The following is a 7,043-nucleotide window of genomic DNA, read 5'->3' on the forward strand; positions in this document are numbered from 1 at the left end:
CTCCGCCGGATCGGCAATGCCACCGCAGGACCATCAGGCGGCGGCGCGCTTCTGGGAAGCCGCAGCCTCTTCGATCAGTGCCGCGTGGAGGGCGCGGACCGCATCTTCGAAGTCGCTCACGGCGACCATGAACTGCACGTCGACGTTGCAGATCTGGTGCTGCATCGCGAACATGCCGATACCCGCGTCCGTCAGGGCTTTGAGCCCGCGCTGTACGATACCGGCTTCCGCCAGATCGCTCCCGATGACTGAGACCATCGCCAGCGATTGTGCGGTCACCGTCGCGCTTGGCCAGCGCGCTTCGAGGTCGGCGATGATCGCCTCCATCTGTGGCGCCGTCGTGCCCGAGAGGTAATGGGTGATCGTATTGGCGTTCGACGTCTTGCTGACGATCCAGGCGCCATGTCGCGTCAGCACATCGAGGATGCCCGCGTCGTAGCCCTTCTCGCCCACCATGTCCTGTTCGAAGACCTGCAAGGCCTGGACGGACGCAAGGCCGGTGACGATCTCGACGCGAGGCTCGGCCGAGACGTAATCGCCTCGGATGAGCGTGCCGCTGTCATACCGATCGAACGTGTTGCGCACCCTCAGAGGTATGCCTGACTGGCGCAGACCCCGACCGGCGCGGGGGTGGATCGCCTCCATGCCGAGGTTTGCGAGCTGGTCTGCGACATCGTAGTTGGTGCGACCGATCTTGCGCGCCACATTCTCGCCGACCAGACGCGGGTCTGCGCTGGAGAGGTGGAATTCCTTGTGGATGATCGCTTCGCGCGCATCCGTCAGAACCGCGAGGCGCGAAAAGGTCATTTCCGAATAACCTCGCGCATACCGGCGGACCATGCCACCCTCGCACCCGGCGTAGCCCGTCACGATAGGCATCTGCGTGGTGAGGTCGATGGGTGCCAACGCCTCCTCGATACGCGCATCGAGAGTCCGCATGTCCTCGTGGTTCCACACCGTCAGGTCAACGAAGACGGCATTCACGCCGCGATCACGCAGCATCAGCGCCGTCGAGTGCGCGGCATGCGCCTCCCCCAGACCGGCGAGCATCTCGCGCGCGGTGGTCATCTGCTCCTTGAGGCAGAAGCGGCCGTGGGCGCGCAGGCGGTCGAGGTCGTCGAGGCAGGTCTGCAGGGCCGCGATCCGCGCTTCGACGAACGCGTCGGCCTCCGCGCGGGCCATCGAACGGACGAACATCTCCGCGTTGCGCCTGCGCATCGCATCCAGCACGTCTTCGAGCCCCGAGCGCCAGGCTCCCGGCACGTCGTTGCGGACGAAGTGAGCGTGGACACCTGGCCGCCCCGACTTCTTGTGCTCAAGCAGAAGATCGGTCATCCCGGCGTAGGCCGAGACCACGAAGATCCGGTTGTAGAGATCGCCGCCCTCGCGCCCGGCGATGAGCACGTTGTCGAACACGGTCGAGGTCGCGGCCATCGACGTTCCGCCGATCTTCTCGACGGTGTGGGTTCTGGTCATGCCAACACTCCTTCCAGGCTGCCCGCGAGCGGGGTGATCGGCTTGGGCTGTCGTGCAGCGATGAACTCCGGCCGCGGGGTTTCGGCGGCGAATGGCGCCTCCAGGCTATTGCTGACCGCGTTGTAGACCAGGAAAGCGTTCGCACGCGGGAACGGCGTGATGTTGCCGTTCGAGCCGTGCATGGTGTTGCAGTCGAAAATGATCACCGTGCCCGGCTTGCCCGTCGGCGCAACAATGCCCTGACGGTGTGCAAGCTCGGTAAGCGTGTCTTCGTCGGGGACGCCATATTCCTGCTTGCGCAGCGAGGCCTTATAGTGGTCCTCCGGCGTCTCCCCCACGCAGGCGATGAAGACGTGGTGCGATCCGGGGATCACCATCAGCGGGCCGTTGTGAGAGGTGTTCTCCGCAAGCAGCACCGACATAGACAGTGCCCTCATCCGAGGCATCCCGTCTTCCGCGTGCCAGGTCTCGAAGTCCGAGTGCCAGTAGAACTCCTTGCCCTTGAATCCGGGCTTGTAGTTCAGGCGCGACTGGTGGACGTAAACTTCGTCGTCGAGCAGGTAGCCTGCGATACCGGCAAGCCGCTCGTCCGCCGCAAGACGAGCCATCGGCTCGCTCTGTTCGTGGATTTCGAAGATCGAGCGGATCTCCCGGCTCCCCGGCTCAGTGATGATTGTCTCGTCCTTCACGCCTTGCGGGGAATCCAGCAGGCGCCTCGTCTCGGCCTGCAGCACCGCCAGTTCGGCGGGTGAGAAGAGATCTTCCAGCACAAGATAGCCGTCGCGGTCGAACTGCGCGATCTGCTCTGCCGTGAGCGGCGAGCCAGGCTGCCAACTGCGGCGGGCGACCGGCTCGGTGCGCGGAAACAGCTGGGGTTCAGAGGCGCGTCGTGTAGGATAATGGTCCTGCATTTGCTGCATCTGCCTCCTCAGTCCGTCAGGGCGGGTTCGCTGTCTGCGGGATAAGCGCCGTTTTCATCGTGCACTTCGCGGCCGGTCACGGGCGGGTTGAAGACGCAGGCGCACACAATGTCCTCCGTCGGGCGTACGATGTGCTTGTCATTGTTGTTCAGCGCGTACATCACGCCGGCTTTCAACTGGTGCGTCTCGCCCGTTCCGAGATCCTCGATGGTGCCCGCACCCTTGAGCACCAGCACGGCTTCCAGATGATTCTGGTAGTGCATGTGCAGTTCCTCGCCGGCGAACATGGTCGTGACGTGGAACGAGAAGCCCATGTTGTCATCCTTGAGCAGCAAGCGGTCGGAGTGCCAGCCTGCGGATTCAACGTGGCGGTCGGATTTGCGAATGTCCTTGAGAGTACGAACGATCATGTCTGTTCCTGTGTATTCGGGGGAAAGTTCAAGCCGCGACATTCATGCTGGGGAGCGGCTGCCGCACAGGCGGCATTGCCTCCGCGACCGCCTCCTCCAGAATGTCGAGTCCGGCTTCGAGCACGGCGTCGTCGATCGTGAGCGGGGCCAGCACCTTCACGATCTCGTCGTGAGCGCCGCTGGTCTCGATGATCAGGCCTGCTGCAAAGCAGGTGGACGTGATCTCACCGGCAACATCGCCGCTGCCTACGTTGATGCCGCGCATCATGCCTCGGCCGCGCGTTGTGAGGCCATGTCGCTCGGCGATCCGGTCGAGCCGCCGTTCGAGAATGGCACCACGCCGCGCAACAGCGTCGCTAAAGGCCGGGTCGGCCCAGAATTCCCGAAGAGCCGCCGTCGCCGTCACGAAGGCGTGATTGTTGCCGCGGAAGGTGCCGTTGTGCTCCCCGGGGCTCCAGACGTCGAGGTCGGGGCGCATCAGCGTCAGCGCGAACGGCAGGCCCATTCCTGAAAGCGACTTAGCCAGCGTCACGATATCCGGCGTGAAGCCCATGTCCTCGAAGCTGAAGAAGCCATTGGCACGGCCGCAGCCGGCCTGGATGTCGTCCACGATCATGAGCGCGCCGTGCTTCTTTGCCAGCGCGGCGATCCTGCGCAGCCATTCCGGACGCGCGGCGTTAAGCCCGCCCTCGCCCTGCACCGTCTCGACAAGGAACGCGGCGGGCGCATCAAGGCCGCTCGAAGGATCGGCAAGCCTCTGCTCAAGAAGGTCAGCGGTGTCGACCTCATCGCCATAGTAACCGTCGAACGGCTCATGGCTCACGTGGCTGAGCGGCACGCCCGCACCTCCGCGCTTGCCGGCATTGCCGGTGCAGGCCAGTGCGCCCAGAGTCATGCCGTGGAAGCCGTTGGTGAAAGCCACCACCAGCTCGCGCCCTGTCACCTTGCGCGCAAGCTTGATCGCGGCCTCGACGGCGTTCGTGCCGGTCGGCCCCGTGAACATCACCCGGTAGTCGAGGCCCCGCGGTTCGAGGATCACCTCCTCGAAAGTCTGCAGGAAAGCGGACTTGGCGTCCGTATGGAGGTCCAATGCGTGAGTAACGCCGTCGCTGGAGATGTAGTCCATCAGCGCTGCCTTCAGGACGGGATGGTTGTGCCCGTAGTTCAGCGAGGAGCAGCCGGAGAGGAAATCGAGATAGCGCCCGCCCTCGCTGTCATGGATCCATGGCCCCTGCGCCTTGCCGAACTGGCGCGGCATGGAGCGTGAATAGCTGCGAACCTTTGATTCGCGGCGGTCATAGATCTTCGTATCCGGCGCGGTGGCGCTCGGCATGGGTGTCTTGATCATGTCGGGAGTTCCCTGTTCAGGTTTGGGCGGAGGGCAGCGGGGCAATGCTCGCCTGCCATTCCGTGTCGTGCGCACCGGCAAAGTGCGCGTCGCGCTCAAAGCGCGGCGATTTCGTGAGCGATGCACCGTGGCGGCGCGCGAAGGCCGTGAACAGGCCCCAGCTCGCGCTGTTCTGCTCTGTGATGGTAGTGGTAAGCGTGGTAGCTCCGCGCACCGCTGGACGCGCCAGCAGTTCGTCGAGCATACGTGCGGCGAGCCCTTCCCCCCTTGCGGACGCGTCGACCGCGACCTGCCATACGAAGATCGCCTCCGGACGCGACGGCGGGCGATACGCCGAGATCCACCCGATGGCCTTACCTGCCCGCTCGGCGACGATGCAGGTGTCAGCAAAGTCGCTGCATTGAAGCAGGTTGCAGTAGGCGGAATTGGTATCCAGCGGCGGAGACGCTGCGATCAGCGCCGTTACAGCAGGGCCATCTTCGGGTTTGGGACACCGCAGGTCCAGTTCGGTTGTCGAACCCCGCTTGCGCGACGCGTTCTCGGAACCATCGGAATCGCTCCGACGGCTGACCTCGTTCGCATTCAAATAAACGATTACTTCACCCTCCGAAGCACATCGTGGTGCTTGGCTGTTGCCTCGTTGTGACTGTGCTCGGCCAAAAACATAGGGATCGCCTCATGTTTTGCAACCGTTAATCGCAAGTTTCGCGTCTCGGACCTAGCGGAGCGCACTCACGCCCTTCCATGTCCGAAGCATCTTCCGACTTGGCGCAAACAGCCGGAAAAGCTAGCGATCAGGCATGGACAGCGACCTCACGCCAGCAGCCCTGATGGTGCTCAGAAAAATCCTCGACGCTGCCGACCTGGACAACCGCAAGACGGCAGCGGCCACAGGCCTAACGCCGTCTCAGGGCATGGTGCTGCGGCAGATCTGCGCGCACGATTCGACCACACCGGGCGCCGTTGCAGTGGCACTTCGCTTCGGGCAAGCCACCATCACTAACATCGTCGACCGCCTGGTGGCGGCCGGCCTCGTGACGCGTGAGCGCAGCAACGCCGACAAACGGCAGATCCTTCTCCAGGCCACGGCGGAAGGGCGTGAAAAGCTGCGGGCTTTCCCGTTCCCCCTGCAATTGCGGTTCAGCCAGGGCTATGCGCAGCTGGAGCGGTGGGAGCAGGCGATGCTCCTTGCCGCGCTGGAACGACTGGATGCACTGCTCACCCCCAGACCCGATCACACAGCGAGCGACACCCAGTGAGCGTCTGACCTCCTCCTGGAAAAGCGAGAGGTGGACAATGGGCACTCGGCTGCCCATTATGTGCGCCGCGGGCAGACCGACCCCGCAAGTTCGAGATTCAGCCGTACAATGCGTCGTTCTAACCTGTCGATCCGCTATTTGCGTGTCGTCCTGAAAAGGCATGGCCCCGAAGCTGCGGTATGGCGCCGGCGGGTGGCGATCGTGGGGGGAGCCATCCTGGTTGGGCTTGTCGCGCTCGCGTTCGCACATCTTGCGGACAGAGCCAATGCCTTGTTCCGCCAGCTCTACGCGCTCTGGTGGTGGGCGCCGCTCGTGCTCACGCCCGCTGGCTTCGCGGCGGTGGCCTGGCTGACGAACCGCTTCGCGCCCCTCGCGAAGGGTTCCGGCATTCCGCAGGTCATGGCTGCCACGCGCAACCCGGAAGCGGCACTGTCGTCTCTCATATCCGCGCGTACGGCGGTTGCGAAGTTCTTCCTCACCTGCACCGGCCTGCTCATGGGAGCTTCGGTAGGAAGAGAGGGGCCCACGGTGCAGATTGCAGCGGCAATCATGGGCCGGCTGCACAAGTGGCTGCATGTGCCACTGCGATCGTCCGTCTATATCGCCGGCGGCGCGGCCGGCGTGGCTGCAGCCTTCAACACGCCTCTGGCGGGCGTGGCCTTCGCCATCGAGGAACTTGCAGCGGCCTACGAGCAGCGCATGACACTGCTGGTGATGGCCGCCGTTCTGATCGCTGGCATGGTCAGCCTCGGTCTTGCAGGCGACTACGTCTATTTCGGCGTGATGGGACAGACACTCAGCGTGTCTCAGGCGCTTCTCGCAGCGCCGCTCGCCGGCGTTGTGGGCGGACTGGCGGGAGGCCTCTTCTCGCGCCTGCTGCTCGGAGCCGGGACGACCGAACTACGCTCCATCTCGTGGCTGCGCCGCCGCCCCGTCCTGTTCGCCGCCGGCTGCGGCGCCGTGGTGGCTGTCCTCGGCACGTTCACCGGCCTCACCTGGGGCACGGGGTACGAAACCGCGAAGGACATCATCACCGGCGGCGAAGCGCCCTCCTGGTTCGCGCCTGCGAAGTTCGCCGCCACGCTGGCGACCGCCGTATCTGGCCTGCCGGGCGGCATCTTTGCCCCGTCGCTGTCGATCGGCGCGGGGATCGGCGATCTGCTGCGGGAATTTCTGCCCGGCTATCCTCCGGGAGCGGTCGTCCTGCTGGGCATGGTCGCGTACTTCGCGGGGGTCGTGCGCGCCCCGCTGACGGCGGTGATCATCATCTCGGAGACCACTGCCAGCCGTGGGCTCATGATGCCTCTCCTCGCCGCGGCTCTCGTCGGAGAGTTCTCCGCGCAGCTGCTCTGCAAAGAGAAGCTCTATCACGGCCTGTCGAAACGCTTTCTGCCGTAGCGCGGGCGAAGTCGCGATCGTTCGCCATGGCCGCAGTAGCGTCCCAAATCGCTCCACTGAAACGCTGCAGCGCCATCAGTGGAGCGAAGATTCCTCACGCACTACGCGCATGCCGGGAGCGGTATCGGGAATGGGACGCGAAAGCCTTCGTCAGCTCTGCCAGAACGGTGGAGTTCAGGGCGTTCAGCGCCTGCGGCCGGTTGAGCGTGATGAGTGTTACAGCGCCCTTCTG

General features: G+C 64.5%; 7 protein-coding genes and 1 pseudogene. 2 read left to right on the forward strand and 6 right to left on the reverse strand.

Going from position 1 to position 7,043, the window contains the following annotated elements; genetic code table 11:
• Positions 1 to 33: 33 nt before the first annotated feature.
• Genes QOL62_RS11990 through ectA form a run of 5 tightly spaced genes read right to left on the reverse strand, consistent with a single transcriptional unit; the run spans position 34 to position 4,653 of the window.
• Positions 34 to 1,476, reverse strand: a complete 1,443-nt coding sequence (locus tag QOL62_RS11990) for an aspartate kinase (protein ID WP_283406416.1) — start codon at positions 1,474 to 1,476, stop codon at positions 34 to 36.
• A complete protein-coding gene (gene thpD, locus QOL62_RS11995; protein ID WP_283406429.1) occupies positions 1,473 to 2,387 on the reverse strand; it encodes an ectoine hydroxylase in 915 nt (304 codons plus the stop codon). Before thpD ends, QOL62_RS11990 begins: the two co-directional genes overlap by 4 nt.
• Before the next feature lie 17 nt (positions 2,388 to 2,404).
• Entirely contained in the window at positions 2,405 to 2,806 is a 402-nt protein-coding gene (locus tag QOL62_RS12000; protein ID WP_283406417.1) for an ectoine synthase, read from the reverse strand.
• Between the two features lie 28 nt (positions 2,807 to 2,834).
• The gene (gene ectB, locus QOL62_RS12005; RefSeq protein WP_283406418.1) at positions 2,835 to 4,154 is read right to left on the reverse strand and encodes a diaminobutyrate--2-oxoglutarate transaminase; all 1,320 of its coding nucleotides are present in this window, start codon (positions 4,152 to 4,154) and stop codon (positions 2,835 to 2,837) included.
• 16 nt (positions 4,155 to 4,170) lie between these two features.
• Positions 4,171 to 4,653 (reverse strand): diaminobutyrate acetyltransferase, encoded by a 483-nt coding sequence (gene ectA / locus QOL62_RS12010; RefSeq protein WP_283406430.1) that lies wholly within the window; start codon positions 4,651 to 4,653, stop codon positions 4,171 to 4,173.
• Positions 4,654 to 4,954: 301 nt separating this feature from the next.
• Between ectA and QOL62_RS12015 the strand changes: the two genes are divergently transcribed.
• Both QOL62_RS12015 and QOL62_RS12020 read left to right on the forward strand, forming a co-directional pair.
• Positions 4,955 to 5,413 (forward strand): MarR family winged helix-turn-helix transcriptional regulator, encoded by a 459-nt coding sequence (locus QOL62_RS12015; protein WP_283406419.1) that lies wholly within the window; start codon positions 4,955 to 4,957, stop codon positions 5,411 to 5,413.
• Positions 5,414 to 5,521: 108 nt separating this feature from the next.
• Entirely contained in the window at positions 5,522 to 6,811 is a 1,290-nt protein-coding gene (locus QOL62_RS12020) for a chloride channel protein (RefSeq protein WP_283406420.1), read from the forward strand.
• Positions 6,812 to 6,941: 130 nt separating this feature from the next.
• Here the strand turns inward: QOL62_RS12020 and QOL62_RS12025 are convergent.
• A pseudogene (locus QOL62_RS12025) lies at positions 6,942 to 7,043 on the reverse strand (enoyl-CoA hydratase-related protein); the annotation flags it as partial.

Origin of the sequence: Novosphingobium panipatense, assembly GCF_900182875.1 — a bacterium.
GTDB lineage: Bacteria > Pseudomonadota > Alphaproteobacteria > Sphingomonadales > Sphingomonadaceae > Novosphingobium > Novosphingobium panipatense.

Coding starts and splice junctions, on each gene's coding strand:
- QOL62_RS11990 (WP_283406416.1), bottom strand. CDS start 1,476: ATGACCAGAACCCACACCGTCGAGAAGATCGGCGGAACGTCGATGGCC.
- QOL62_RS12015 (WP_283406419.1), top strand. CDS start 4,955: ATGGACAGCGACCTCACGCCAGCAGCCCTGATGGTGCTCAGAAAAATC.
- QOL62_RS12020 (WP_283406420.1), top strand. CDS start 5,522: ATGCGTCGTTCTAACCTGTCGATCCGCTATTTGCGTGTCGTCCTGAAA.
- QOL62_RS12000 (WP_283406417.1), bottom strand. CDS start 2,806: ATGATCGTTCGTACTCTCAAGGACATTCGCAAATCCGACCGCCACGTT.
- thpD (WP_283406429.1), bottom strand. CDS start 2,387: ATGCAGGACCATTATCCTACACGACGCGCCTCTGAACCCCAGCTGTTT.
- ectB (WP_283406418.1), bottom strand. CDS start 4,154: ATGATCAAGACACCCATGCCGAGCGCCACCGCGCCGGATACGAAGATC.